Annotated in this window: 23 protein-coding genes; 15 read left to right on the forward strand and 8 right to left on the reverse strand. The window is 71.0% G+C overall.

Translation table 11 applies throughout. The features are described from left to right. The first annotated feature begins 376 nt into the window (after positions 1-376). Both ACFYR3_RS20960 and cydB read left to right on the forward strand, forming a co-directional pair. Entirely contained in the window at positions 377-1864 is a 1488-nt protein-coding gene (locus tag ACFYR3_RS20960; protein WP_389284278.1) for a cytochrome ubiquinol oxidase subunit I, read from the forward strand. A 26-nt stretch (positions 1865-1890) separates the two neighbouring features. Beyond that, positions 1891-2931, forward strand: a complete 1041-nt coding sequence (gene cydB / locus ACFYR3_RS20965; protein WP_389284280.1) for a cytochrome d ubiquinol oxidase subunit II — start codon at positions 1891-1893, stop codon at positions 2929-2931. Positions 2932-3106: 175 nt separating this feature from the next. Here the strand turns inward: cydB and ACFYR3_RS20970 are convergent, their stop codons facing one another. Continuing rightward, positions 3107-3343 (reverse strand): hypothetical protein, encoded by a 237-nt coding sequence (locus ACFYR3_RS20970; protein WP_328552028.1) that lies wholly within the window; start codon positions 3341-3343, stop codon positions 3107-3109. Positions 3344-3601: 258 nt separating this feature from the next. Between ACFYR3_RS20970 and ACFYR3_RS20975 the strand changes: the two genes are divergently transcribed. Then, the gene (locus ACFYR3_RS20975; RefSeq protein ID WP_389284282.1) at positions 3602-4621 is read left to right on the forward strand and encodes a PHP domain-containing protein; all 1020 of its coding nucleotides are present in this window, start codon (positions 3602-3604) and stop codon (positions 4619-4621) included. Between the two features lie 403 nt (positions 4622-5024). Next, positions 5025-5984 (forward strand): SDR family NAD(P)-dependent oxidoreductase, encoded by a 960-nt coding sequence (locus ACFYR3_RS20980; protein WP_389284284.1) that lies wholly within the window; start codon positions 5025-5027, stop codon positions 5982-5984. A 75-nt stretch (positions 5985-6059) separates the two neighbouring features. Here ACFYR3_RS20980 and ACFYR3_RS20985 read toward each other — a convergent pair whose 3' ends face one another. Both ACFYR3_RS20985 and ACFYR3_RS20990 read right to left on the reverse strand, forming a co-directional pair. Next, entirely contained in the window at positions 6060-6893 is an 834-nt protein-coding gene (locus ACFYR3_RS20985; protein ID WP_389284286.1) for an alpha/beta fold hydrolase, read from the reverse strand. 187 nt (positions 6894-7080) lie between these two features. After that, positions 7081-8403: an ROK family protein gene (locus ACFYR3_RS20990; protein WP_389284288.1), complete on the reverse strand. Its 1323-nt coding sequence runs from the start codon at positions 8401-8403 to the stop codon at positions 7081-7083. Positions 8404-8571: 168 nt separating this feature from the next. Between ACFYR3_RS20990 and ACFYR3_RS20995 the strand changes: the two genes are divergently transcribed. From ACFYR3_RS20995 to ACFYR3_RS21020, 6 genes are all read left to right on the forward strand, one after another. Beyond that, entirely contained in the window at positions 8572-9885 is a 1314-nt protein-coding gene (locus ACFYR3_RS20995; RefSeq protein ID WP_355840533.1) for a sugar ABC transporter substrate-binding protein, read from the forward strand. A 14-nt stretch (positions 9886-9899) separates the two neighbouring features. Then, the gene (locus ACFYR3_RS21000) at positions 9900-10901 is read left to right on the forward strand and encodes a sugar ABC transporter permease (RefSeq protein WP_355840534.1); all 1002 of its coding nucleotides are present in this window, start codon (positions 9900-9902) and stop codon (positions 10899-10901) included. A 55-nt stretch (positions 10902-10956) separates the two neighbouring features. Then, entirely contained in the window at positions 10957-11796 is an 840-nt protein-coding gene (locus ACFYR3_RS21005; protein WP_355840654.1) for a carbohydrate ABC transporter permease, read from the forward strand. Between the two features lie 35 nt (positions 11797-11831). Then, positions 11832-13190: a GH1 family beta-glucosidase gene (locus tag ACFYR3_RS21010; protein WP_355840535.1), complete on the forward strand. Its 1359-nt coding sequence runs from the start codon at positions 11832-11834 to the stop codon at positions 13188-13190. Between the two features lie 259 nt (positions 13191-13449). Beyond that, positions 13450-14901: an amidase gene (locus ACFYR3_RS21015; protein ID WP_389284291.1), complete on the forward strand. Its 1452-nt coding sequence runs from the start codon at positions 13450-13452 to the stop codon at positions 14899-14901. Between the two features lie 402 nt (positions 14902-15303). Next, complete coding sequence (locus tag ACFYR3_RS21020) at positions 15304-15807, forward strand: FBP domain-containing protein (RefSeq protein ID WP_389284293.1); 504 nt, start codon at positions 15304-15306, stop codon at positions 15805-15807. A 300-nt stretch (positions 15808-16107) separates the two neighbouring features. On the opposite strand, the gene ACFYR3_RS21025 is transcribed toward ACFYR3_RS21020, so the two are convergent. Continuing rightward, complete coding sequence (locus ACFYR3_RS21025; protein ID WP_355840538.1) at positions 16108-16713, reverse strand: TIGR03086 family metal-binding protein; 606 nt, start codon at positions 16711-16713, stop codon at positions 16108-16110. A 119-nt stretch (positions 16714-16832) separates the two neighbouring features. On the opposite strand from ACFYR3_RS21025, the gene ACFYR3_RS21030 reads away from it, so the two are divergent. The 3 genes from ACFYR3_RS21030 (at position 16833) to ACFYR3_RS21040 (ending at position 20631) form a co-directional block, all read left to right on the forward strand. Continuing rightward, on the forward strand, positions 16833-18107 hold the full coding sequence (locus ACFYR3_RS21030) for an aromatic acid exporter family protein (RefSeq protein ID WP_389284296.1): 1275 nt from the start codon (positions 16833-16835) through the stop codon (positions 18105-18107). Positions 18108-18213: 106 nt separating this feature from the next. Next, complete coding sequence (locus ACFYR3_RS21035; protein ID WP_389284297.1) at positions 18214-19272, forward strand: hypothetical protein; 1059 nt, start codon at positions 18214-18216, stop codon at positions 19270-19272. A gap of 111 nt (positions 19273-19383) precedes the next feature. Beyond that, positions 19384-20631: a lactonase family protein gene (locus ACFYR3_RS21040; protein WP_389284299.1), complete on the forward strand. Its 1248-nt coding sequence runs from the start codon at positions 19384-19386 to the stop codon at positions 20629-20631. Here the strand turns inward: ACFYR3_RS21040 and ACFYR3_RS21045 are convergent. Beyond that, a complete protein-coding gene (locus tag ACFYR3_RS21045; RefSeq protein ID WP_389284301.1) occupies positions 20599-21324 on the reverse strand; it encodes a DUF2470 domain-containing protein in 726 nt (241 codons plus the stop codon). The two genes, ACFYR3_RS21040 and ACFYR3_RS21045, sit on opposite strands and share 33 nt — an antisense overlap. A 160-nt stretch (positions 21325-21484) precedes the next feature. Continuing rightward, entirely contained in the window at positions 21485-22093 is a 609-nt protein-coding gene (locus ACFYR3_RS21050) for a TetR/AcrR family transcriptional regulator (protein ID WP_355840543.1), read from the reverse strand. A gap of 108 nt (positions 22094-22201) precedes the next feature. On the opposite strand from ACFYR3_RS21050, the gene ACFYR3_RS21055 reads away from it, so the two are divergent. Further along, positions 22202-23683, forward strand: a complete 1482-nt coding sequence (locus ACFYR3_RS21055; RefSeq protein WP_389284303.1) for a cytochrome P450 — start codon at positions 22202-22204, stop codon at positions 23681-23683. An 80-nt stretch (positions 23684-23763) separates the two neighbouring features. On the opposite strand, the gene ACFYR3_RS21060 is transcribed toward ACFYR3_RS21055, so the two are convergent. Next, the gene (locus ACFYR3_RS21060) at positions 23764-24609 is read right to left on the reverse strand and encodes a pentapeptide repeat-containing protein (protein WP_355840545.1); all 846 of its coding nucleotides are present in this window, start codon (positions 24607-24609) and stop codon (positions 23764-23766) included. 127 nt (positions 24610-24736) lie between these two features. Between ACFYR3_RS21060 and ACFYR3_RS21065 the strand changes: the two genes are divergently transcribed. Then, complete coding sequence (locus ACFYR3_RS21065; RefSeq protein ID WP_389284305.1) at positions 24737-25657, forward strand: SDR family oxidoreductase; 921 nt, start codon at positions 24737-24739, stop codon at positions 25655-25657. 3 nt (positions 25658-25660) lie between these two features. On the opposite strand, the gene sigJ is transcribed toward ACFYR3_RS21065, so the two are convergent. Then, positions 25661-26566: an RNA polymerase sigma factor SigJ gene (gene sigJ, locus ACFYR3_RS21070; protein WP_389284307.1), complete on the reverse strand. Its 906-nt coding sequence runs from the start codon at positions 26564-26566 to the stop codon at positions 25661-25663. Between the last annotated feature and the right edge of the window lie 2 nt (positions 26567-26568).

A 26568-nucleotide genomic window follows, 5' to 3' on the forward strand; every position in this document is an offset into this window, starting at 1 on the left:
GTACGCGTTGCCGCCCCCGCACCGCCATGTGCCGCGGCGGCCGGCCCACGTCCAGTGCCTCAGGATCGGGATCGGTATCGGGGAAATCTCGGCACCCACCGGGATCAACCGGCTGGAGCGGTGTGGGGCCGTGGTCGCTCGATACGACCCGCAGGGTGCAGGGTCGCCACTCGTGGCGAAGACCTCGGAGCTGTTGGCCAGGTTCACCCACACCATGATGCCCTGATCGTGAGCACGACATTGAACTGCGATTCCTGGCGCCTACGCCGAACGGATGGCCGGGGTCGTCCGGGGGTGCGGCTGGTCGGCCGCCCGGGAACGGGTCTGGGTGGCTGGATCAGCCTGTGGTGCGGCGCGATGCGATGGGTGTGGACGGATGAGTCAGCTGGACCTGGCGCGGTTGCAGTTCGCGATGACGTCGATCTACCACTTCCTGTTCGTCCCGGTGACCATCGGGCTGGCCCTGCTGACGGCCCTGCTCCAGACCGCCTGGTACCGAGGCGGTCAGGTCGCGTACCTGCGGCTGACACGGTTCCTCGGGACCCTGCTGGTGATCAACGTCGCCGTGGGCGTGGTGACCGGCCTGGTGCAGGAGTTCCAGTTCGGGATGGACTGGTCGGGCTACTCCCGCACTGTCGGTGACGTCTTCGGGGCGCCCCTGGCGATGGAGGGCCTCGCCGCGTTCTTCCTGGAGTCGACGTTCCTCGGCCTGTGGATCTTCGGCTGGGACAAGCTGTCCAAGCGCGTCCACCTTGCGACGATCTGGGCGGTGGCGGCCGGCAGCGCGCTGTCGGCGCTGTTCATCATGGCCGCGAACTCCTGGATGCAGCACCCGGTCGGCTACAAGATCGACCCCTCCACCGGCCGCCCGCAGCTCGACGACGTCTGGGCCCTGTTCACCAACCCCGTGTTCCTCCGGGGCTACCTGCACGTACTGCTGGCCGCGCTGGTGACCGGCTCGATGGTCATGCTCTCCGTTTCCGCCTGGCAACTGCGCAAGGTCCTCCGCGACGGCAAGGGCGGCGCCGAGGACAAGGCCGACCAGGCCAAGGTCCAGGTCCAGGCCCAGGGCGAGGCCCAGGGCGAGGGCGCCCCGGACACTACGAAGGAGGCGGCCTCGGGGTTCCGGCTGTCGGCCCGGCTGTCGCTGTTCGTCCTGGTGCCGGCCCTGCTGTTCGCCATGCTCGTCGGCAGTGAACTCGGCGTGACCGAGGGCAAGTACCAGCCGATGAAGATCGCGGCAGCCGAGGCGCAATGGGAGACCTGCCAGCCCTGCTCCTTCTCCCTCTTCCAGATCGGCGGCGGCAACAACGACCAGACGCCGACGCAGATCCTGGAGATCCCGCACCTGCTCTCCCTGCTGGCCACCAACCACTGGAACGGCAAGGTCCTCGGCCTCAATCAGGTCAACAGCCAGTACCAGCAGGCGTACGGTCCGGGCGACTACGTACCCAACGTCTTCATCCAGTACTGGGCGATGCGCGTCATGGCCTACCTCGCCTCGCTCGCCCTCCTCCTCGGACTGTGGGGCCTGTGGCTGCTGCGACGCGAACGGCTCACGCACGCGCGCTGGTTCCTGAACACGGCGGTGTGGGCCGTGGTGCTGCCGTTCCTCATCAACACCTCCGGCTGGCTGCTCACCGAGAACGGACGCCAGCCCTGGATCGTGCAGGGCCTCCAGCTGACGAGGAACGGTGTCTCCTCCTCCGTCAGTACCACCGAAGTCGCCATCAGCATCATTGCCTTCTTCCTCCTCTACGCCGCGATGGCCGTGATCGCCGCCGTGCTGATGACTCGCCACACGCGCAAGGGCACCGGTCCCCTGCACCAGGACGACCAGCCCGCACCCGAGATGACCTACTGAGGTCCCGAGCCGCCGGAAGGCCCGCGATGGCATTCACCACCCTCTGGTTCATCCTCGTCACCGTGCTGTGGACGGGCTTCTTCGTGCTGGAGGGCTTCGACCTCGGGGTCGGCATGCTCCACGGGCTGCTCTCCCGCGACGAATCGAGCCGCCGGGCCGTGCTGCACACCATCGGACCCGTATGGGACGGCAACGAGGTCTGGCTGGTCACCGCCGGCGCCGCGATGTTCGCCGCCTTCCCGGGCTGGTACGCCACCATGTTCTCCGGCTTCTACCTGGCACTTGTGCTCCTGCTGGCCGGACTCATCGTCCGCGGCGTCGCCATCGAGTACCGGGGCCGCATCGACAGCGCGCGATGGCGACGGAACTGGACCGTCCTGCTGACCGCGGGGAGCGTGACCGTGCCCCTGGTGCTCGGCATCGCGCTGGGTGACCTGCTGCACGGCGTACCCATCGGCCACGATCAGGAGTACACGGGCTCCTTCGCCGACCTGTTCACCGGCTACGGCGTCTTCACCGGGATCACTCTCACCGTGCTCTGCCTCCTGCACGGCGCGACCTTCCTCTCCCTGAAAACCAGCGGGGACGTCCGCGAGAAGGCCCGCCGACTGGCCCGGCTCGCCGTCCTGCCCGCCGGCCTGGTGGTCCTCGCCTTCGTCTTCTGGACACGCTCACTCGCGAGCGGCGGCGTCCTCCTCAACCTCGCCGAACTCGCCGCCGTCGTGGCCGTCGCCGCCGCGGCCTGGCTGATCGTCAGCGGCCACGACGGCTGGGCGTTCGGTGCCACCACGCTCGCGATCGCCGCAACCGTGACATCGCTGTTCACCGAGCTCTACCCCAGGGTCATGGTCTCCAGCACGAGCAGCGCCTTCGACCTGACCGTCCACAACACCGCGTCCGGCGACTACGCGCTCAAGGTCATGACCGTGGTCGTCCTCGTCCTGCTCCCCGTCGTCCTCTGCTACCAGGGCTGGACCTACCACGTCTTCCGGCAGAGGATCTCCGCCCGCCAGTTCCCCGCGCCCGGACAGCCTGCCGCGGCCTCCACGGCCCGGCCGGACCACTGACACCGGCTTCGGTCGGGGTGCGGCTGCCCGAGCAACCCCTGCCGGGCTCCTCGCGCAGCCGGCCCGGCAGCGAGCCCACCCCTCCGGGCCCTGCGCGGGCCCTCGGACCGGGGCGGGCCTTGCGACAGGGGCAGGCCTTGGGACCAGGGCGGATCGCGGGGCCGGAGCGGCGACGTCAGCGCGGATGCCAGGTGAGTTTGTCGCCGCCCACCCAGCGGACCACGTCGGGGTCGTCGAGGTCGTGGACCGTGATGCCGTACGCCGCCGCGTACTCCAGGACGTCCGTGATCGCCTTCGCCTCGCCGACCATCTCGCCGTCGATCTCCATGATCCGGAACGGCGGCGTGCCCGGCTGCACCCCGAGCACCATGATCCGTGGGTTGGAGATGTGAGGGCTCGCGCTTTCGGTCATAGCTAGAGCGTAAAGCGGTTCCCGCCGTTCCCGCTGGTCAGCGGCGGAGCGCCGGGAGCCTCCCGCCCGCGCCGCCCGGAACACGGCGGAGCGGCGAAAATCCGGGCGTTCGTCCAGCTGGGTGAAGTGCCCGCCCCGCCCACCCGGGGGACCCGGAACCGTCGCCGCGCCGGACATCCGCCGTGCGGTCCGTCGACTGCTGGGCAACGCTGGGGGGGGAGCGTGCGGCGGCCGACGCGACCGCAGGGAGGAGTGCCGATGGACCCCGTCGAGGCCCTGGACCGGATCGCGTTCCTGCTGGAGCGGAGCCTGGCCCCCACCTATCGCGTCCGGGCCTTCCGTACCGCGCGGACCCTGCTCGCCGGGTTGCCCGCCGACGAGGTACGCGAGCGCGCCGCGACCGGGGCACTGGAGTCGCTCAAGGGCATCGGCCCGAAAACCGCGCAGGTGGTGCGGGAGGCGCTGGCCGGTGAGGTGCCGGGCTACCTGGAGAAGGTGGAACGGGAGTCAGCGGGGCCGCTCGCCGAGGGCGGTGAGGGCCTGCGGGAGCTGCTGCGCGGGGACTGCCATCTGCACTCCGACTGGTCGGACGGTGGCAGCCCGATCGAGGAGATGGGGCGTACGGCGGCCCGGCTCGGCCACGAGTGGGCGGTGCTCACCGACCACTCGCCGCGGCTGACCGTCGCGAGCGGCCTGTCGCCGGAGCGGCTGCGCGAGCAACTGGCGGTCGTCGCCGACCTGAACGAACGCTGGGCCCCCTTCCGGCTGCTGACCGGTATCGAGTGCGACATCCTCGACGACGGATCGCTCGACCAGGAGCCGGAGTTGCTGGAACAGCTGGACGTGGTGGTCGTGTCCGTGCACTCCAAGCTGCGCATGGAGGCTCGGCCGATGACCCGCCGGATGGTCGCCGCCGTACGCAATCCGCTCTCTGACGTGCTCGGGCACTGCACCGGGCGGCTGATCGGGGAGCGCGGCCGGCCCGAGTCCGAGTTCGACGCGGACGCGGTCTTCGCGGCCTGTGCGGAGACCGGCACGGCCGTCGAGATCAACAGCCGCCCGGAGCGCCTCGACCCGCCGCGCCGGCTGCTGCGCGAGGCGGTCGACGCGGGGGTCCTGTTCTCCCTGGACACCGACGCGCACGCCCCCGGTCAGCTGGACTGGCAGATCTACGGCTGCGCCCGGGCCGAGGAGTGCGGGGTGCCCGCGGAGCGCGTCATCACCACGTGGTCCCTGGAGGAACTGCTCACCTGGGCCCGGACCCGGGAGACGCCGTGACGCACGTCACCGCCGACGACCCCTTTTCGGGGAACACCCACCGGTAGTTACCCGTTGAACAAACCGTGGGTGCGGATGGGACAGTGTCCCCGGGCCTCACCTTTGCCCACAGGGACGATCGTCCGGCTGAAGCCCTGTGGAGCGTTTCGCCGCGAGGCGACCGCCATCGGTGCCCACCACAGACGACCCCGACCGAGATTCCCCCGTCCGGTCGGGGTCTTTCACTTGCCCGGACCGAATCGGACCGGCCGAGCCGAGCCGGACCCGACCGACCGGATCCGACCGGAGCCGAGCCGGACCGGACCGGATGGAAGCCAACCGGACCGGTTCCGCGGCCGGCCTTTAGCCGCGTCGGCCGTGTCCGCTTGACTTCGAGTCCGCTCCAATTCGTAGCGTGCGAGGCATGAGCACTGCACAGCACAAGATCGGTTCGGGATTCGGCGCCCGGAGCACCGCCGGCGACGTCCTCCACGGAATCGACCTCTCCGGCAAACTCGCGATCGTCACAGGTGGCTACTCGGGCCTCGGCCTGGAGACGACCCGGGCGCTGGCCGAAGCGGGCGCCCGGGTCGTGGTCCCCGCACGGCGCCCGGAGGCCGCGCGCGAGGCGCTGGCGGACATCGACGGCGCCGAGACCGACGAGCTCGACCTCGGCGACCTGGAGAGCGTGCGCGCCTTCGCCGAGCGGTTCCTCGCCTCGGGCCGAGCCATCGACATCGTCATCGACAGCGCCGGCATCATGGCCTGCCCGGAGACCCGGGTCGGCCCCGGCTGGGAGGCCCAGTTCGCGACGAATCACCTCGGTCACTTCGCGCTGGTCAACCGGCTGTGGCCGGCGATCGAGCCGGGCGGCGCGCGGGTCGTGTCCGTGTCCTCCGCCGGCCACCACTACTCCGGCATCCGCTGGGACGACGTGCACTGGCGGACCGGCTACGACAAGTGGGAGGCCTACGGGCAGGCGAAGACGGCGAACGTGCTGTTCGCCGTAGAGCTCGACCGACGCGGCCAGGAGTCCGGCGTGCGGGCCTTCTCGCTGCATCCCGGCGGCATCCTGACCCCGCTCCAGCGGTACCTGCCCAAGCAGGAGATGGTCGAGCGCGGCTGGATCGACGAGAGCGGCACGCCGCTGAACCCCGAGGGCTTCAAGACGCCCCAGCAGGGGGCGGCCACCCAGGTGTGGGCCGCGACCTCGCCGCAGCTGGCCGGCATGGGCGGGGTGTACTGCGAGGACTGCGACATCGCCGAGCCCGCTCCGGCGGACGGCGCCCGGACCGGCGTACGCGCCTACGCGACCGACCCCGAGCAGGCCGCCCGACTGTGGGACCTGTCGGCGGAACTGACCGGGGTGAACGCCTTCGGGTGAGCCGCGCGGCCGTCAGCGGCATCCGCTGCATGAGCTGCATGAGCTGCATGAGGAACGTGAGGAACGTGAGCTGCATCAGGAGTGTGACATGAACTCCCGTAGATCCGCGGCAAGTTGTTCGCGGTGCGTGGCGAACAGGCCGTGGCCCGCGTTCTCGTAGACCTTGAACGTGCTGTCGGGCAGCAGTTCCGCGGCCCGGCGGCCGGTCAGGTGCAGTGGCGCGGACGCGTCGTGCGTGCCGTGCACGACCAGTGCGGGCAGGTCGATCTTGGCCAGTTCGGGCGCGACGTTCAGCGTGACGACGAGGTCGCCGAGGGCCGCTCCGGCGCGTGCGCTCGCACCGTGGCAGCGGTCGATCATGGATCGTACGTACGCCTCGGACAGGTCGTTGCCGGGGAGGTCGAGGGCGAAGAACGCGCGGGCGCCGTCCTCGAAGAACGCGGCCCGGTCGTGACGGAACGCCCTGTTGCCCGCCTCGACGAGTACCGGGTCGACGCCCTCGGGATGGTCCGCGGACCGCACGGGGCCCGGTGCCATACCGGCGACGAGCACCACCCTCGCCACCCGCTCGGTCCCGTGCCGGGTCAGGCAGCGGACGATCTCGGCTGTCCCGATGGAGTGCCCGACCAGGGTGACCTCCCGCAGATCGAGATGCCGGAGCAGACCGTCCACGTCGTCGGCGAGGCTGTCGAGGTCGAAGCCTCCCCAGATGTCGTCGGACCGGCCGTGCCCCCGCCGGTCGAACCCGACGCACCGGTAGCCGGCGTCGGCGAGCGGCAGCATCTGGTACTCCCACATCTCCGTGCCGAAGTAGGAGCTGTTGACGAACAAGACCACCTGGCCGGTGGCGGGGCCGTAGTCGACGAGGTGCAGTCGGGTGCCGTCGACGGGGCTCGCGAAGTACGGCATGGGGTCCTCCCGGAATCCGGTGGTGCGACGGGCGGGTCGCTGTGCCCTTCATGGTTCCGGGAGGCCGTGAAGGCGTCGATTACCTCGGACGTCATCGGACGACCCCGCACGTCATGCGAACGCGTGGGACGGCGTCCCACGCGGCGCCCGGGGCTCGGTCCGACGCGGCGTCCGGCGCCGGCGAGGGTCAGTGCGGCGCCCGGTCCTCCAGTGCCGTGCGCCAGGCGGGTGACGGGCCCGTCGGTGCGGGTTCCGCGCGCCGCCCGCCGCGCGCGAAGAAGTCGGCCAGCGGCAGGATCGCGGCGCCGACCGTGACGGCGTCGGGGCCGAGACGGCCGAGGTCGATGCTGACCCGCTCGGCGGGATAGCGCAGGGCGTACGAGGAGGCGTACCGGCGGACGGCGGGCAGGAAGCGGGAGCCGAGCTGCAGGCCTGCCCAGCCGCCGATGAGGATGCGCTCGGGCTGGAAGAGGTTGATCAGGTCGGAGAGGCCCGCGCCCAGGTACTCGGCGGTCTCCTCCAGGACGGCGAGCGCGATGAGGTCGGGCTCGGTGCCCTCGGGCGGGTAGGCGGCCGCGAGCATCGCCGTGAGCGCGGTCTCCTCGTCGGTGCCCTCCGGGGGACGCCCGCCCTCCTCGCGCCAGCGGTCCAGGAGTGCCTCCGCGCCCGCGTAGGCCTCCAGGCAGCCGAGGGCGCCGCAGCGGCAGCGGCGGCCCCTGACCCGTACGGTCAGATGCCCCCATTCGACGGACCGGCCGTTCTCCACCTCCTCGGTGACGAGACAGGCGCCGACGCCGGAGCCGAAGAGGACGACCACCGCGTTGCGGGCGCCGCGTCCCGCGCCGAACCACATCTCGGCCTGGCCGAGGGTGCGGGCGCCGTTGTCCGCGAAGTACGGGACGTTGTCGGGGAGTTCGCAGGCGGAGCGGAGCAGGGACTCCAGCGGGACGGCGTCCCAGCCGACGGTCTGGCCGTGCACGACCGCGCCGCGCTCGGGGGTGCGGGCGACGATTCCGGGCACCCCGATGCCGACGCCGAGGAGCTGCCCGGGGGCGATGTCCGCCTCGGCGAGGACCTCGGCGATGCCGTCGCGGATGTGACCGACGATGACGTCGACGTCGTACTCCTGGCGCCGGAGCGGCCGGTCGGCCTCGTACCCCTGGCGCTCCAACGGCCTTTCGGTGCGGGCGAGTTCGGTGAGGGTCAGGTCGAACAGCTCGATGCGGACGCGGGTTTCGCCGACGTCGACGCCGATCATGTGGCCGCTGCCGGGCACCACACGCAGCAGGGTGCGGGGGCGGCCGCCGTCGGAGTCGACGCTGCCGGCCTCCTCCACGAGGCCGTCGGCGACGAGTTCGGCGACCACGTTGCTGATGGATCCGGAACTCAGCCCGGTCGCGGGGCCGAGCTCGTAGCGGCTCATCGGCCCGTCGAAATACAACCGTTGTAGTACGGCGGTGCGATTGCCCCGTCGCAGGTCACGCACTGTCCGTCCGTTCCGCCCCGCCATGTGATGTCCCTTCCGGCCTGCCCGACCTGCAAGATACCCCTGCGCGATCCCTTGACGCGACTTTCTTCCGGGTCTTAACTCACGTCCTAAATTAAGCCATGAGGATCGTTCGGGAAGTGAACACGGACGCCCCTCCTGGCTCCCTCCGGGAAAGGGACATACGCAGCCATGCGCAGAATCCGAGCCGCGGCCGCAGGTGCGGTCACCATCTCTCTGCTGACCGCCGCGACCGCCTGTGGCGGCGGCTCGTCGAGCGACGGGTCCAACGCCTCGCCGAAGACGCTGACGTACTGGGCGTCCAACCAGGGCGCCAGCATCGAGATCGACAAGAAGGTCCTCGCGCCCGAGCTGGCGAAGTTCGAGAAGGACACCGGCATCAAGGTGAAGCTGGAGGTCGTTCCCTGGACCGACCTGCTGAACCGGATCCTCACCGCCACCACCTCCGGTCAGGGCCCCGACGTCCTCAACATAGGCAACAGCTGGAGCGCCTCCCTGCAGGCCACCGGCGCGCTGCTGCCGTGGGACGCGAAGAACTTCGCCAAGATCGGCGGCAAGGACCGCTTCGTCGACTCCGTGCTCGGCTCCACGGGCGCCGAGGGCAAGGACCCCGCCGCGGTGCCGCTGTACTCGATGTCGTACGCGCTCTACTACAACAAGAAGATGTTCGCCGACGCCGGCATCGCCAACCCGCCGGCGACCTGGGACGAGCTGATCGCCGACGGCAAGAAGCTCTCGAAGGGCGGCAAGTGGGGCCTCGGCGCGGAGGGGTCGAACCCCGCGGAGAACATCCACCACGCCTTCGTCTTCGCCAAGCAGCACGGCGCCGACTTCTTCACCGCCGACGGCAAGGCCGACTTCACCAGCGACGGGGTCGTCTCCGCGGTCAAGCAGTACGTCGACCTGATGGCGAAGGACAAGATCATCGCCCCGGGCAACGCCGAGTACGCGCAGAACCAGTCCGTGAGCGACTTCGCCAAGGGCACGAACGCGATGCTGCTGTGGCAGTCCGCGGCCGCCAACCTCAAGTCGCAGGGCATGAGCGAGGACGCGTACGGCATCGCACCGGTGCCCGTGCAGTCCGGCACCCCGGGGACGGGCGCGAACGTCAACTCGATGGTCGCGGGCATCAACGTCGCGGTGTTCAAGAACAGCAAGAACCTCGACGGCGCCACGAAGTTCGTGAAGTTCCTGACCAGTGACGCCGAGCAGAAGATCCTCAACGAGGCGTACACCACGATCCCGCCGATCAAGAGCGCCCAGACGGACACCGCATTCGACTCCCCCTCGAACACGGTCATCAAGGCGACCCTGGCCAAGAGTGCCGCCTCGCTGCCGCAGGTCGCCGACGAGTCGCAGTTCGAGACCGCGGTCGGTACGGCCATCAAGGGTCTGTTCGCCGACGCCGCCGGCGGACGCACGGTGACCACGGCGTCGGTGAAGGCGGCGCTCGAGAAGGCCCAGCAGCAGATGCCGAAGAAGTGAGTGCGGACACCGCCATGACCACCACGACCGCCGCCTCCGCCGAATCCGGCGAGCGGACGGTGCGCAAGAGCTCCCCCGGTGCGGCGCGCGGCCCGCGCCGCACCGGGCGGATCAAGCGCATCGGACTGCCCTACCTGCTGCTCCTGCCCGCGCTGGTCCTCGAACTCCTGGTCCACCTGGTGCCGATGGTGATCGGCATCGTGATGAGCTTCAAGGAGCTCACGCAGTTCTACATCCGCGACTGGGGCACGGCGCCCTGGGCCGGCTTCGACAACTACTCGGTGTCGGTGCACTTCGACGAGCCCGTCGGCAAGGCGCTGCTGCACTCCTTCTTCGTCACCATCGGCTTCACGCTGCTCTCGGTCGGCCTGTGCTGGCTGATCGGCACGGCGGCCGCGATCTACATGCAGGACAACTTCGTGGGGCGCGGTGTGCTGCGGGCCCTGTTCCTGGTGCCGTACGCGCTGCCGGTGTACGCGGCCGTGATCACCTGGGTGTTCATGTTCCAGCACGACAACGGCCTGGTGAACCACGTCCTGCACGACCAGTTGCACCTCACCGACAAGCCGTCCTTCTGGCTGATCGGCGACAACAGCTTCTACGCGCTGCTCGTGGTGTCCGTGTGGAAGGGCTGGCCGTTCGCCTTCCTGATCGTCATGGCGGGCCTGCAGAACATCCCGGGCGAGCTCTACGAGGCCGCCGCCCTCGACGGCGCCGGTCTGTGGCAGCAGTTGCGCCGCATCACCCTGCCGTCGCTGCGGCCGGTCAACCAGGTGCTGGTGCTGGTGCTGTTCCTGTGGACGTTCAACGACTTCAACACGCCGTTCGTCCTGTTCGGCAGGACCGCCCCGGATGCCGCGGACCTCATCTCGGTCCACATCTACCAGGCGTCCTTCGTCACCTGGAACTTCGGCACCGGCTCGGCGATGTCCGTGCTGCTGCTGCTCTTCCTGCTCGTCGTGACCGGCGTCTACCTGCTGCTGACCTCCCGGGGAAGGAAGACGGCCGATGTCTAGCACCTCCACCACCATCCGTCCGGCCACCGCCCGGTCGGCCACCCCCCGCTCGCCGATGGCTCCGCCGCGGTCCTTCCTGTGGTCCCGGCGGATCTTCCTCACGCTGCTCACCGGCTTCGTCCTGGTGCCCGTCTACGTCATGGTCTCCAGCTCGCTGAAGCCGCTCGCGGACGTCTCGGGGAAGTTCCGCTGGGTGCCGAGCGGCCTGACGCTGCGGCCGTACATCGACATCTGGTCGACGGTGCCACTGGCGCGCTACTTCGTGAACTCGCTGATCGTGGCGGGTGCGGCCACGGTCTGCTCGGTCGTGATCGCGGTCTTCGCCGCCTACGCCGTCAGCCGCTACAACTTCCGCGGCAAGCGCGTCTTCACGGTCACCGTGCTGTCGACCCAGATGTTTCCGGGCATCCTCTTCCTGCTGCCGCTTTTCCTGCTCTACGTCAACATCGGCAACGCCACCGGGATCGCGCTGTTCGGCTCGCGCGGAGGTCTGATACTCACGTATCTCACCTTCTCGCTGCCGTTCTCGATCTGGATGCTGATCGGGTACTTCGACTCGGTGCCGCGCGATCTCGACGAGGCGGCCCTGGTGGACGGCTGCGGGCCGCTCGGCGCGCTCTTCCGTGTCGTCGTTCCGGCCGCGATCCCCGGCATCGTCGCGGTCGCCGTCTACGCCTTCATGACCGCCTGGGGCGAGGTGCTGTTCGCGTCGGTGATGACCAACGACACCACCCGGACACTCGCCGTCGGGCTGCAGGGCTACTCCACGCTGAACAACGTGTACTGGAACCAGATCATGGCCGCCTCGCTGGTCGTCAGCGTCCCTGTGGTGGCCGGCTTCCTGCTGCTCCAGCGCTATCTCGTCGCCGGTCTCACGGCGGGAGCCGTCAAGTGAGCAACGCCAACCCCATTGATGACGAAGGGACTTCAGTGACCATCGACCTTGCCGCCCTCCCCGAGGACTTCCTGTGGGGCACGGCCACGTCGGCCTACCAGATCGAGGGAGCCGTCGCCGAGGACGGTCGCTCCCCCTCCATCTGGGACACCTTCTCGCACACCCCCGGCAAGATCGACAACGGCGACGACGGGGACGCCGCCTGCGATCACTACCACCGCTGGCGCGAGGACATCGGGATCATGCGCCAACTCGGCAGCAACGCCTACCGGTTGTCCATCGCCTGGCCCCGGGTGATGCCGGGCGGCGACGGCCCGGTCAACGCCAAGGGGCTCGACTTCTACGACGCGTTGATCGACGGTCTGCTGGAGGCGGGCATCACGCCCTCGGTCACCCTCTACCACTGGGACCTGCCGCAGGTGCTCCAGGACCGGGGCGGCTGGCCGGCCCGTGACACGGCGCACCATCTCGCCGCCTACGCGTCGGTCGTCGCGGAGCGGCTCGGTGACCGCGTGCAGCACTGGACCACCCTCAACGAGCCGCTGTGCTCGGCCTGGATCGGCCACCTGGAGGGGCGGATGGCCCCGGGCCTGACCGACCTCACGGCCGCGGTCCGCGCCTCCTACCATCTCCTGCTCGGCCACGGCCTGGCCACGCAGGCGATCCGCGCCGCAGCGCCGGGTGCTCGGATCGGCATCGTCAACAACCTGTCCAGCATCGAGCCGAACACCGACCGGCCCGAGGACGTCGCCGCGGCAAAGCGGCTGGACGGGCACACCAACCGCTGGTGGCTCGACCCGGTGCACGGCCGCGGCTTCCCCGCCGACATGGTCGAGGTCTACGGGGTCGAACTCCCCGAGGTCGCCGGTGACCTGGAGACGATGGCCGCGCCGCTGGACTGGCTGGGGCTCAACTACTACTTCCCGTCCAGCGTGGTCGACGACCCGACCGGTCCGGCCCCGCACGTGCGTACGGTCAGCCGGCCCGGCGTGCCGCGCACCGGGATGGACTGGGAGGTCGAGGCCGCCGGTATCGAGCGTCTGCTGCTCCGGCTGACGAACGAATACGGCGCCCGCAAGCTGTACGTCACGGAGAACGGCTCCGCCTATCCCGACGTCGTACGCCCCGACGGCACCGTCGACGACCCGGAGCGCCTCGCGTATCTCGAACAGCACCTGGCGGCCTGCGCCTCGGCGGCCCGCAAGGGCGCTCCGCTGGCCGGCTACTTCGCCTGGTCGCTGCTGGACAACTTCGAGTGGGCCTACGGCTACGACAAGCGGTTCGGTCTGGTGCACGTCGACTACAAGACACAGAAGCGGACGATCAAGGGCAGCGGCCACCGGTACGCGGAGATCGTGCGCGAGCATCGCGGGAGCGCGAGCAAAGCGGCCTGACCGGACGCCCCCGCGGCGCGGGGCCGCGGCTTGGGCACGGCCCGCGGCCCCGCGCCGCGGGCCGGCCCATGGCTCGGTGGGCGTCACTCGGCGTTCTTGTCGGCGGGAGCGGTCACGCTCCCGCCGATCTCGTCGAGGGCGGCCGTCAGTTGCGGGACCACCGCCTCGCGCACCCGAACATGATGAGTTTTGAGACATCAATCGCGTTGTGCGAAGAGACATTTCATGACCTGTTCCGGGGGTCGGTACGGTCGAATTCATGGAACAGAACTTTCAGACGGCCGAAGAACTCGCGGCTGCCTTACGTGCCGGTGAAGTGACCTCGGCGGAACTGACCGACGAGGCGATCGCCCGTATCGAGCGGAACGACAAGGCGATCAACGCGATCTGCATGCCGGACTTCGACCGTGCACGGGCCGCCGCGCGCGGTGCCGACCGGGCGCGCGCCCGCGGGGAGGACCGGCCGCTGCTCGGCATTCCGGTGACGGTCAAGGAGTCGTACGACATCGCGGGGCTGCCCACGACCTGGGGCATGCTGCCGCACCGGAACTACATGCCGGCCGAGGACGCGGTGCAGGTGTCGCGGCTCAAGGCCGCGGGCGCGGTGGTGCTCGGCAAGACCAATGTGCCCGTGGGGCTCCAGGACATACAGACCTTCAACGAGATCTACGGCACCACCAACAACCCATGGGACCACCGTCGTACGTCGGGCGGATCCTCCGGCGGCTCGGCGGCGGCCCTGGCGTCCGGATTCGGCGCGCTGTCCATCGGCTCCGACCTCGCCGGTTCGTTGCGCACCCCCGCGCATTTCTGCGGCATCTACGCGCACAAGCCGACACTCGGGCTGGCGGCGAGCCGCGGCATGGTCGCGCCGCCGGCACCACGATTGCCGGTCGAGCACGACCTCGCCGTCGTCGGTCCGATGGCGCGCACCGCTCGCGACCTCACTCTCCTGCTCGATGTCATGGCCGGACCGGACCCGCTGACGCTCGGTGTGGCGTACCACCTGACGCTGCCGCCCGCGCGCCACGAACGGCTCCGCGACTTCCGCGTCCTGGTCCTCGACGAGCATCCACTCATTCCGACCGGGTCCGCTGTGCGGGCGGGCGTGAACCGGGTGGCCGACGCCCTTGTCGACGCCGGCGCCCGCGTCGAACGGCACACTCCGCTGCTGCCCGATCCGACCGAAGCCGCGACGCTCTACACGCAGTTGCTGTTTTCGAGCTCCGTTGCGCGTTTTCCCGTCGAAGCGTACGAGGAGTTGCGGACCCGCGCCGCCGGACTGAGCGCGGACGACCAGAGCCTCGACGCGACGCGGCTGCGCAGCATGGTGTTCAGCCACCGCGACTGGATCGAGGCGAACAACCGTCGCGAGCTCCACCGCCACGGCTGGCGGCAGCTCTTCGCCGAGTTCGATGCCGTGGTGTGTCCGATCACGCCCACTCCCGCGTTCCCGCACGACCGCAACCCCGATCCGAGGGAACGCCGGCTCGACATCGACGGCATCGGGTACCCGTACTTCGACCAACTCGTCTGGGCCGGTGTGGCCACCATGCCCGGCCTGCCGGCCACCGCCGTACCAGCGGGCCGGTCCCCGGAGGGTCTGCCGGTGGGAGTGCAGCTCATCGGTCCGATGTTCGAGGACCGCACGCCGCTGCGGCTGGCCGAACTGCTCGAGCAGAAGATCGGCGGCTTCCAGGCACCGCGGTAGGGCGCACTACGGGGTGTCCGTCGAGGACGAGCTGCGGACCATGACCGGATCCTCCGCGGGCGCGCGGTCGCTGCCCGGCCAGTGATCGTCAACCGCTCGTCGCCCTCCGCGACCAGGCAGTTGATCGTCACCGTCCTGGGCCGGCGCCTCCAGGATCGGTATCCCGCGCACGAGCCGGTCCGGATGGAGGTTCAGGGTCGGCCGCAGCCCGGGATCCAGTGCGGGGCCGGAGGAACGGGCCGCGACATGGCGCAGGCCCGTTCCTGCGGCGCGGTCCCGTTCCGCGTCGTCGTACTGTCCCCGAAATCCATTGGTTCCCCCTCATGGAACTAGGTATCTTCGGCCAAAACCTAGTGCCCCTAGGTTTTGGATCGTCGGTACCCGGCACCCAGGAGGACTCCCATGAGATCACTCACCGAGCAGGACATCCGCAGCTCGTTTCTCAACTGCTCCCGGGGCGAGGCCAAGCGGCTCGCCATGCCTCGTGATCTCGGCCAACACCCCTGGGACGACCTGGACTTCCTGGGCTGGCGGGATCCCGGTGCGCCCGACCGCAGCTATCTCGTCGCCGAACGGGAAGGGGGCGAAGGGGGGTTCGTAGGGATCACCCTTCGTCTCCCGTCCTCCCGGCGCGGACTTCTGCACCGCAGCATGTGTTCGCTGTGCCTGACCACACACCCGGGTGACGGGGTCTCGCTGATGACCGCCCGCAAGGCGGGAGCGGCGGGCCGCGAGGGCAATTCGGTCGGCATCTACATCTGCGCCGACCTCGCCTGCTCCCTCTACGTCCGCGGGAAGAGGGACCTCCGGTCGGGAAGCCGCTTCGAGGAGACCCTCACGACGGAGCAGCAGATCGCCCGAACGGTCGGCAACCTGTCCGCCTTCCTGGCGAAGCTGCGGGACTGAACGGCGAAGGCTCCGGCGCCGGTGTCCGTAGCTCCTGCGCCGGTGTCCGTAGCTCCTGCGCCGGTGTCCGGGACGGCCGCTGTCCGAGGCAGTGTCGACGCCCGGGTCGGAGGCGGCTCCGGTGCCGGTGTCCGGGGCGGGGCCGCCGGGCTTCGCGCCGTTCCCAGCGGGCCATCGCCGCGCGCATGACGACCCGCGCGAATGGGGACCGGCGGGCACGGCGACCCACAGGCATGGCCACTCGCAGGCATCGCGACCGGCGGGCATGGCCACTCGCAGGCACGGCGCCCCCCGGGCTCGTCAGGGACCGGCAGGGGCCCAGTGCGGGTCGCGGCCCAGGAAGGCGAGCAGCGCCTCGGCCCGGCCGGCGCCGTCCGGTACCTCGCGCGCGGCGGCGAACACCCCGAAGGATGCGCGGAGGTGATCGGCCAGCCGGTCCGCCGCGAGCCGAATACCTTCGGCCAGATCGTCGTCGAGGGGGGATGCCTGGCCGGTCGCCACGGCGATGTCCCAGGCGTGCACGGCCGCGTCCATGGCGGCCGCGGCGGCCGCCACCCGGAACGGCAGCGGCCCGAGCGGCGTCGCCACCTCCTCGGCGTCGGCCGGCAACCCCGCGTAGACGCCGGCAACGTCGGCGAGGACCTTGTCGAGCGCCGCCGTCGCATCGGCCTCCAGACCGTCGACGGGGTGGAAGGGGTCCGCGTCGGGCCACCCGGTGCCGGTGATCGCCGCGCCGTACGCCTGCTGGTCGAGTCGCGCGTGGTTGAGCACCTGGCGCACCGTCCACTCGCTGCACGGCGTCGGCGCTCCCCAGATGCCCTCCGGTACACCCGCGGCCACACCGCGCAGCCGGTCGTGCGCCCGCGTCAGCAGTTCGATGCCCTCGACGTTGCCCGTTCCGCTCATTCCGGTGCCTCCTGATGCCGTCCGACCCAGCTGATGCCTTCAACCTAGGACCCCTTGCGGACAGATACGGTCCGCGATCAGGACGTTCGGTACTCCTGTTAAACGGGAAGGCCACAAGGATGCAAGAGGCACGTGGTGAGTGGACGGCATCCGTCGCGAAGATCGTGGAGCGGCGCCGGGAGCCGGTGGTCGTCCAGACACTGCGGTCGACGGCCGCCGCGACGATCGCGTACGTGGTGGCCATTCATCTCAGTCCCGAGCCCGCGCCGCTGACCGCACCGCTGACCGCGCTGCTGGTCGTGCAGGTCACCCTGTACTCGACGATCACCACCGCCGTCCGCCGGGTGAACTCCGTGGTGGCCGGCGTCGTCATCGCCATCGGCTTCAGCAGCCTCGTGGGCCTGACCTGGTGGAGTCTGGGCCTGATCATCCTCGCCTCGCTCGCGGTGGGCCATCTGGTCCGGGTCAGCGAGTTCGTGCCCGAGGTGGCGATCAGCGCCATGCTGGTCCTCGGCGTCACCAGAGTGGGCGACACCGCGTGGGCGCGCGTACTGGAGACACTGATCGGAGCGGTCGTGGGCCTCGCCTGCAACCTCGTCCTCGCACCACCCGTCTGGGTGGGCGTGGCCGGTGAGTCCATCGAGGATCTGGCACGCCGGGTGCGGCAGTTGATGCTGCGGATCGGCGAGGAGGCCGCCGGGCGCACCCCCTTCCATGTGGCGGCCGAGCGGCTGCACGAGGCCCGCCGGCTCGACCACGACATCTCCGGGGTGGACGCGGCCCTGCGGCAGGCCGAGGACAGCCTGAAACTCAATCCGCGAGTGCGCGAGGGGCTGCTGCACCGGGTCGTGCTGCGCACCGGCCTGGACACCCTGGAGATCTGCACGGTGGTCCTGCGGGTCCTCGCGCGCAGCCTCACCGACCTCGCCAAGGAGCGGGAGCCCCAACCGCTGTTCGAACCGCAGGCGGGGGCCGTACTGGAGGAACTGCTGTCCGAGGTCGCCGACGCGATCGTCAGCTTCGCGGTGCTGGTGACCACCGATGTCACCCAGAGCGCCGAGTCCGCCGAGGAGCGGCTCAGCGCGGAGCTCAGCACGGCGGCCTCCACCCGGGACAAATTGGCGCAGCTGTTCCTCGAAGAGATCCAGCGCGACGCGAGCCAGTGGCAGCTGCACGGCTCCGTCCTGACCGAGGTCACCCGCATCATCGACGAGCTGGACACCGAGCACCGGACCCGCCGTCTCCTGGAGGAGCTGGACCGCTGCGCGGCCGCGGAACGGGAGCGCCGGCCGCGCCTGACACGGCTACAACGCCGACTGCGCCTGCCGCGCCCACTGCGCCGGAACCGGAACCGGAACCGTTCCACGGCTTCCGGTCGTTCTCGTTCTCAGTGACGAGTTCCGTGCGAGGAAGCGGCACGACGTGGTGGAGCGGTGAGCCGCACGGCGTCGCCGACAGCAGGACGATGAGCCGACAGCAGGACGATGAGGGGGCGGGCGGATGACCGAGGACACCGTACGGATCGACGGGAACGCACTGCGGCTGCCGGGCGGGGTGCAGGTGCGGTTCATCCGGACCCTGCGCCTCCCGGAGACGGGCACGCACGCGTTGCCGCCGGGGCTCGGTGAGTTCCCCGTCCGGCGCGTCGAGGACTACGGGGACCGGGTGCCCGCCGAGTGGCGGGCCCGTGGCGGTGTGATGCTGCCGGTGTATCTGCGCGAGGCCATGTGGCTGAGTTTCGCCGGGACGACGGAGCCGGCCGCGTTGCAGGTCGGCGTGGGCAAGGTGTGTGCCGTCTCCGGCAAGCCGTGGAGTTCCCGGCTCACCCGCGACCCGCAGAACTACGTCGTACTGCCCCGACAACCCTGGCTCGACGGCATCAATTCCGGCAAGGGCACGGTCCGCCAGTTCGTGGCCGTACCGCTGGGTCTGGGGGCGACGGTCGAGGGCCAGGTCACCGGCGAGGAGGTCTGGGGCGGCGTCCAGCTCCAGTCGTTCCCGCTCGCTCCCAAGGAGCTCGCGGCGTGGCGCGAGGCGGAGCTCCGCAAGGCGCAGGAGCGCCTGCGGATGCCCCCGCCGGGCGCGTACGGCGCGGCCATGCCGATGATGGCGGCGCCGCCATCACCCGGCGCCGCGCCCACCGCCGCCGGAGCCGCTCCGGGCCGCCCGCGCAGCGCCCCCGCGATGGGTCTCGGCGTCGGCGGTTCGATGCGCCAGGAGGTCTACCGGGACGACCGGCCGCTGAAGGCCTGGGCCAAGGAGCCGGCCGGGCGCGTGTTCGTGCATCTCGTGACGCCTCCGGAGTGGCGCCGTATCACCGGCGAGGCACCGCCGCCGTCCCCGGTGGACCGTGCGGCGTACACCCGCGCGGGGCTCCCCTGGTTCGACTACTACGACCAGGACGCCGCCGATCTGGCCCCCACGGACGAGCTGGGGTCGGTGCAGCCGGTCGGCGACTGGCTGGGCGACGACCACGAGCCCTGGCAGCAGCCCTCACCCCATCAGGTGAAGCCGCTCGGTGACGCGCCGGGCAAGCCGGTCGAGGACGGCGACTGGTAGCCCCTCGGCATTGCATGCTGCGCAACGCATATTGCCGTTCTTGCACTTCCGGGGTGCCGCACGCCAAGGTGGCTGTCACGGCCGAGGCAACCGACACCCCGAGGTGCAGGCATGAGCAGTGGCGCAGGACCGTCGCGCGGCGCGGGCGGCGGCTGGACCAGACGCCGCTTCGTGGGCGCGCTGGCGGGGGCCGCCGCGATCACGACGGTCCCTGCGCCGGCCGCTCCGCCGGCCGACCCCGCCGTGACGACGCCGCTTCCGAAGGCGCCGCCGGCCGGCCCCTCCGCCTCGGCGACTCCGTCGGCGCCCGCGTCGCCGGCGCCCCGCTCCGGCCCCCGCCCGCTGTTCCTGGGCACGTACACGTCGGGCGACGGCGCCGGGAAGGGAATCGGTCTCGCCACGTACGACGCGGAGACCGGCGCGGTAGGCGGCGGCGGTGTCGTGACGGGCGTGGACAACCCGTCCTTCCTGGCGGTGCATCCGGACGGCCGCACACTGTACGCCGTCGACGAGCAGAACGCGGGCGCGGTGACGGCCGTACGCCTCCCGGGGACCGAGGTGCTCGGCAGTCGCTCCACCGGCGGCGCGGGCCCCTGCCATGTGTCCGTGCATCCGGGCGGGCGCTGGCTGCTGAGCGCGAACTACGCCTCGGGAAGTGTCGCGGTGCATCCCATCGACGCGTCCGGCGCGCCCGGCGAGCGCACAGATCTGGTCACGCACTCGAGCCCGGCGCCCGGTCCGGGCCAACAGGGCCCGCACGCACACCAGTTCATCACCAGCCCGGACGGCGGCCATCTGCTCGCCGTCGACCTGGGCACCGACACGGTGTACACCTACCGCCTCGACGAGAACAGGGGCACGCTGACCGAGGTGTCCAGGGCGGGCACGAAGCCGGGCGCGGGCCCGCGTCATCTCACGTTCCACCCCGGCGGCCGGTACGCCTATCTCGCCAACGAGGTCGACAACACGGTGACGGTCTGCGGCTACGATCCGGCGACCGGTCGCCTCACCGTGGGCGAGCCGCAGTCAACGGGCACGGGAAGCGGCACGAGTTACCCGGCGGAGCTCCTGGTGACGTCGAACGGCTCGTACGCCTTTCTCGCCAACCGGGGCCACAACAGCCTGACGCGGTACGCGATCGAGGCGGACGGCGCCCGACTGCGGCTGCTGGACACGGTGCCGGTCGGCGGCGACTTCCCGCGCCACATCGCGTTCTCCCCTGACGGACGGCTGCTGTTCGCGGCGAACCAGCGGTCGAGCACGGTCACCGTCTTCCAGGTCGACGACGAGAGCGGTGAACTCGGGCGCGTGGGCGATCCGTTCGCCTCACCCGTCGCGGTCTGTGCGCTGCCGCTGTAGGGAACGGGGACAGGCGGCGACGCTCGCCTGGCTGAGCAACACGTGCATACGCTCCGTCAGTTGGGAGACGTCGTCGGCTGGTGCGTGGAACGGCAGGCGTACGTCGCCGTTGCCGCGCACCCGCTCGATGCGCAGGGTGAGTCCGTGCCGGTCGACGGCGAGCGGCTGGACGCGCACCGCGCCGTGCAGACTGTCCGGTTCGACGAGGCGGGTGAGCCGCTCGACGGCGTCCGGGTGGGCGTCGGCGAGATGGATGAGCAACTGGGCCTCGGCGAGCGCGAGCGGGTCGGGCTCGGCGTCGGCCAGTCCGTCCAGGTCGACCACCACGGTCCCGTCGGGCCGGCGCAGCACAGCGCGGGTCGGACGGAACGACAGATGCCCGTCCTCGGGGACGAACCAGCCGGCGAGCCAGAGCCGGGCCCGGATCCGGCTCCGCACGGGAACCGGCGCGACATCGGCGAACTCCAGGACGGCGGAGGGCTCTCCGCGCGGCGAGCAGATGGCGGCCGCGAGCAGCGCGCTGTCCTCCGGCACGCACAGGAGCACCCGGCCGTCGGCGGCGACGGAGTGCGCGCCGACGAACTCCTCCCGGCCGCCCTCCGCGCTCACGGCGCAGGACCAGGCCACGGCGAGCACCGAGCGGGCGTGCTCCGCCGCGGCGGGCGCGGCCGTCCAGGTGTGACGGTCACCCATCAGCTTCCTCCTTAGGTAAGGCTTGCCTAACCTATCGGAGATCCCGGCGTACGCCAACCACGCCTCGCCGGGCGGGGAACCCGACTCGTGGATTCACGGCCGTCGAACGGGGAATCGCGCCCGCCGAACGGGCAATCACGGCCACCCGACAGGGCGGATTTCAGGGCGTGATCGCGCCGAGCAGGGCCCGCGCACACAGGTCCCGTACCTGATCGCGGGTCAGGTCCGCACCCCTGAGCCACTCCAGACACACGGCCGTGGTGAAGGCCAGCCACCCGCGGACGGCGATACGGAGTTCAAGACGGTCCTCGGACGCCCGGCCGAGCTCGGGATCCGCCGCCAGCGCCTGAAGGATCTGCAGCTCCTGCGCGGCCAGCGCCTCCTGATAGACCCTGCGCACGGCCTGGTCACCGGCCGCGTCGGCGCGATGGAAGGCACGGAACCCGTGGGCGTGCTCCTCCACGTACCCGAGGAAGGTGTCCAGGCCCGCACCGAGCTGCTCGCGCACCGGAACACCGGGCACGGCCGCGGTCATCCGCAGCATCCGGCCGCTCTCCCGCTCGACCACCGCCGCGAAGAAGTCCCGCTTCGTCGGGAAGTAGTGGTACAGCAGACCGCGCGAGACTCCGGCGATCTCGGCGACCTGCTCGATCCACACGTCGTCGTACGGGCTCTCCGAGAACAGGCGGGCGCCGACCGACAGGAGCTGCTCCCGGCGCTCCTCGGTGCTGAGCCGGCGGCGTGCGCGCTCCCCCTGCTTCCCCGTCATGCCCGCACTTTACTTGACGTCGGTTCAACAAGGGGACCACACTGAATGCCGCTATTGAACTCGCGTACAACAGAGTCAACCTGCCCGAGGCACAAGGGAGATGGCGTCATGGCGGAGACGAAGGAGGCCGCCCGGCCCAAGGGGTTCCGCAGCGCGGAGCTGGGCTGGCCGGAACTGCACCGCATTCCGCATCCGCCGCGCCGCGTGCCGCTCGTCGGCGATGTGCTCGGCGCCGACGTCCGCTCCCCCTTGCAGGACTCCATGAAGTTCGGACGGCAGCTCGGGCCGATCTTCCGGCGCAGGGCCTTCCGCAACGAGATCGTCTTCGTCTGGGGCTCGGATCTCGCCGCCGAACTGGCCGACGAGTCGCGGTTCGCGAAGCACGTGGGCCTGGGGGTCGCCAATCTCCGTCCGGTCGCCGGGGACGGACTGTTCACCGCCTACAACCACGAGCCCAACTGGCAGTTGGCGCACGACGTCCTCGCCCCCGGTTTCAGCCGCGAGGCCATGGAGGGCTACCACCCGATGATGCTGGCCGTGACCGAGCGGCTGACGGACCGCTGGGACGGGGAGCAGGCGGCGGGGCGCGCGGTGGACGTGCCGGGCGACATGACGAAGCTGACGCTGGAGACGATCGCGAGGACCGGCTTCGGCCATGACTTCGCCTCCTTCGAGCGCTCCCGGCCGCACCCCTTCGTGAACGCGATGGTGGGCACGCTGACCTACGCGCAACGCCTCAACGTCGTCCCGGTCCCGCTGGCTCCGCTCCTGCTGCGGGGCGCCTCCCGGCGCAACGCGGCGGACATGGCGTACCTCAATCGCACGGTCGACGCGGTGGTCGCCTCCCGCCGGGCCGCCGGCGGCGAGGGGGACCTGCTCGACCGCATGCTGGAGACCGCGCACCCGGAGACCGGGGAGCGGCTGACCCCCGAGAACATTCGCCGCCAGGTCATCACCTTCCTGATCGCGGGCCACGAGACCACCTCGGGCGCCCTCTCCTTCGCCCTGCACTACCTCGCCCGGCACCCGGAGGTCGCCGACCGTGCGCGTGCGGAGGTCGACCGCGTCTGGGGCGGCACGGACCGGCCGGGCTACGAGCAGGTCGCCAAACTCCGCTACGTCCGCCGGGTCCTCGACGAGTCGCTGCGCCTGTGGCCGACGGCACCGGCGTTCGCGCGCGAGGCCCGGCACGACACCCTGCTCGGCGGTGTCCACCCGATGCGGCAGGGGGCCTGGGCGCTGGTCCTCACCGCGATGCTGCACCGGGACCCGGAGGTGTGGGGCGCCGACGCCGAGGAGTTCGACCCGGACCGCTTCGACGCCAAGGCGGTACGGGCCCGGCCCGCGCACACCTTCAAGCCCTTCGGCACCGGGGCACGCGCCTGCATCGGCCGCCAGTTCGCGCTGCACGAGGCGACGCTGGTCCTCGGACTCCTGCTGCGCCGCTACGACCTGCGGCCCGAGCCCGGCTACCGGCTGCGGGTGGCCGAGCGGCTGACCCTGATGCCGGAAGGCCTGCGCCTGCACCTCGAACGGCGTACGCCTGTGGTGCCGGAACGGGAGGCGGCCTTGGCCCGCGCCGCCGAGTGAGGCCCCGCCCCGGGTCCGAGGCGCGTCCCCGGCCGTGCGGTACCGCTCGACCCCCTGCCGGTCTGGGTGAGTCCCCGCCCTCAGCCCCGAGCGGTCCAGTGGCCGGGGCGGTCGACCGATGCCGGAATCCGAGTGCCGGCGCTGCCGCGGGCCGCGTTCAACTGTGGCTGGGTGAGGAAGACGGCTCCGGTCAGATCGGCGTCGGTGAGGTCGGTGTCCCGGAGGTCGGCACCGATCAGGTCGGCGCCGCGCAGATCGGCCCCGGTGAGATCGGCGGCGATGAGGAGCGCACCGCGCAGACTCGCGCCGCGCAGGTCGGCACCCCTGAGACCGGCGCCCATCAGATCGGCGCCGCGCCGGTCCTTCTTCCTGCCCCCGCCGACCCCGGCCCGTACGAGCTCACTGGTCCGCAGGAGCACTTCGTTGACCTCCTGCCGGTGCGCGCCCACGTCCAACGCGCCCAGTTCCTCGGGGGTTTGCCGGGTGAGGCGCTCCGTCGTGGCGAGCAGGCGCCGGACGTCGGCGTGCACGGGACGCGCGGCGGGGAGCGTCAGTGCCTCGTTCAAGTACCAGAGCAGTTCATGGAGGTGGCGTACGACGGGGAACACGTCGAACATCTGCCGGGCGCGCTCCTTGGACCCCGAGCGCCAGTCCACCCCGCCGAAGGTCACCTGGGAAACCTGCTGCCCGGCTCCGAAACAGTCGTAGACCGTGCAGCCCGTGAAGCCGGTCCGCCGCAGCCGGGTGTGGACACCGCAGCGGAAGTCGCTCTCCAGATTCGGGCAGGGCTCGCCCGCGCCCTTGTCGATCGCAAAGTCGGCCGAGCGGGCGAAGGGCAGGGCGACACAGCACAGTCCGAAGCACTGACCGCAGTCGGCTCGCAGTTCGAGGCGTGGGTCCGGGTGCGTGCTGCCGTCTTCTTGCATGTCCCCCAGCCTACTGAGCCCGGGACGCGCCCCTGAACTGCGCCGACTTGACGGCCCGACCCTTCCCGAGGTGATCCTCGCGGTCCTTGTCTGGATGTTTGACGGCGCACCGGGTATCGAGTGCGCCATGGACTCCACAGCGTTCCCCGGCCTCCCCTCTCCTCCCCCGCTGGGCGCGAGCGCCCTGCCGGCCGGTACGTACGACGGCTCACTGGTGCTGGTCACCGGTGGCGGCACCGGACTCGGCAGGGCGATCGCGGCGGAGTTCGCCCGGCTGGGGGCCGATCTGCTGATCGTCAGCCGGCGTGAGCGGCATCTCGCTCCCGCCCGGGCGGAGTTGGCGAGGCTGGGTACCCGGGTGACGTCCGCCGTGTGCGACATCCGGGACCCGAAGCGCATCTCCGAGGTGTTCGACGGGTGCGCGCTTCCCGACGTGCTGGTCAACAACGCGGCCGCCAACTTCCCGGTCCCCACCGAGGACATGTCGCCGAACGCCTGGCAAGCGGTCGTCGACATCACCCTCACAGGGACGTTTCTGATGACCCGTGAGTTCGGGAGGCGACATCTGGCCGCGGGCACACCGGGGTCGGTCATCGACGTCGGCGCGTCCTACGCCTGGACGGGCGGCCCAGGTTTCGCGCACAGCGCGGCGGCCAAGGCGGGCGTGGAGAGCCTCGTGCGGACCCTGGCCGTGGAGTGGGGCCCGTACGGCATCCAGGTCAACGGTCTGGTGCCGGGGCTGATGCCGCACGAGGACATGACGGACGACATCCGCGGCAACCTGGCACGGGCCGCGGCCGATACGGCCACCGCGGACAGCGCGGACAGCAGGGGGCGCGCCGCGAACGACCGGCGGCAGCCGGCCCTGCGCGTCGGCGCGCCCCGCGAACTCGGCTGGGCCGCCACCTTTTTGGCGTCTCCCTACGCCCGTTTCATCACCGGTCACACCCTCGTCGTGGACGGCGCGAACTGGCAGCGCAGGGAGCTCGTCAGCCCGCCGGTCACGCCGGTGCGGGACCAGTTGGGGCGTGGTCCCTTCACCGGCTGACCCTCACTCCCCCGCCCTCGCCCCCGCGAGGTCGAGCCGGGCGAGCCGGTCGGGGTCGGCGAGAATGTGCATCGCGACGATCCTGCCGTCGACGACGGTGACGCCCATGACCGAGTGCGGCCGGCCGTCCACGAGCGCGACGACACCCGCCTCCCCGTTGACCTGGACGAGCCGGGAGGCCGCCCCGAACCGCGCGAAGGCGAGCGCCTGCCGGGCCACCGCCTCGGCACCGCGGACCAGCCTGGACACGGCCACCCCGCCGGCCGTCGGACCCGCGTCGGCGCGCAGCACCACATCGGGGTCCAGGACGGCGACGAGGGCCTCGAAGTCCCCGCCGCGCGACGCCGCGAGGAAGGCGTCGAGGACCTCCCGCTGCCGGATGACGTCCCGCTCGGGCTCGGGGGCGCCTTCCTTGACGCGGCGCCGCGCACGGCTGGCGAGCTGACGGGTGGCTGCCGAGGAACGGCCCACGATCGGCGCGATGTCGTCGAACGGCACCGCGAACATGTCGTGCAGCACGAAGGCGAGCCGCTCGGCGGGATCCAGCGTCTCCAGGACCACGAGAAGGGCGAGCCCGACCGAGTCGGCCAGCAGCACCTCCTGTTCGGGATCGATCCGGTCCAGGGGGCTGACGACGGGGTCGGGGACGAAGCTGTCCGAGGGCTCCAAGGGGTCCTCGCGGCGCGCTGTACGCGAGCGCAGCATGTCCAGGCACACCCGGCCGGCCACGGTGGTGAGCCAAGCGCCCAGGTTCCTGATCTCGTCCGGGTCGGTGCGGCCGAGCTTCAGCCAGGTCTCCTGGACGGCGTCGTCCGCCTCGCTGAGCGATCCCAGCATCCGGTAGGCCACCGCCCTCAGCCGGCCCCGGTGCTCCTCGAACCGGTCCGCGAGGAGTTCACTGTCGTTCATCG

Origin of the sequence: Streptomyces sp. NPDC005784, from assembly GCF_042871525.1 — a bacterium.
Classification (GTDB): Bacteria; Actinomycetota; Actinomycetes; order Streptomycetales; family Streptomycetaceae; genus Streptomyces.